1 pseudogene is annotated in these 795 nt (G+C 46.3%); it reads left to right on the forward strand.

Annotated features, from left to right (window positions below):
- Nucleotides 1–619 (forward strand): annotated as a pseudogene (locus FD20_RS12610) (ISL3-like element IS1165 family transposase); the annotation flags it as partial.
- Nucleotides 620–795: the final 176 nt, after the last annotated feature.

The raw sequence follows: 795 nt of genomic DNA on the forward strand, positions 1-795 counted from the left end.
CACCGCAGAACGGGCCGCGGTTCAACGCGTCATCATGGACATGAACGCCTCCTATCAGGCATTCGTGCACGAACTATTCCCTAACGCCGAACTCATTATTGATCGGTTCCACATTATTCAATTAATGGGCCGGACGATGGATACCATTCGCACTCAATGTTTAAAGCAACTCGACAAGCATTCGCGGGAATATAAAGTACTGAAATCACTATGGCGCCTATTCCACAAGGCCAACCCTGACGCACAAAAGAGCCGCTACCTCTTCGGCCTGAATGAGTACTCGACCGAACAGAACGCTATTGATATTGGAACCGATACGTTTCCGGCCTTCAAAACAGCTTATGAAACCTACATCGATCTCCACGATGCTTTGATGGGGCGTCACGCTGATGAACTCAAGAATATCATCACTAACTATCAGCCTAACGGCACGCCCCTAGATACGGCCATGCATACCCTACGAAAGAATCTTAATGGAGTAATTAACGCCGCCAAATCGTCCTACTCTAACGGACCGATAGAGGGCATCAACCGTAAGATCAAGGAGCTCAAACGTGCTTGTTATGGCTTCTCCAATCAGGCCAATATGTTCACACGCGTCTACCAGCTGATTGCCTAGATTATCTACCACAATAACGTCACGATGGTAGGCTTATTTGTTATGCCTTCAAGTACGATATTCAGACAACACACCAGATTAAACGCCGCAACTAATAAAACAACAAAAAAGATCTCCCACACGAGGAGATCTCCAAAGGATAGAAACTATCCTTCAACACCATTTGACAAACTTCC

The sequence above is a fragment of the Liquorilactobacillus uvarum DSM 19971 genome, from assembly GCF_001434935.1.
GTDB lineage: Bacteria > Bacillota > Bacilli > Lactobacillales > Lactobacillaceae > Liquorilactobacillus > Liquorilactobacillus uvarum.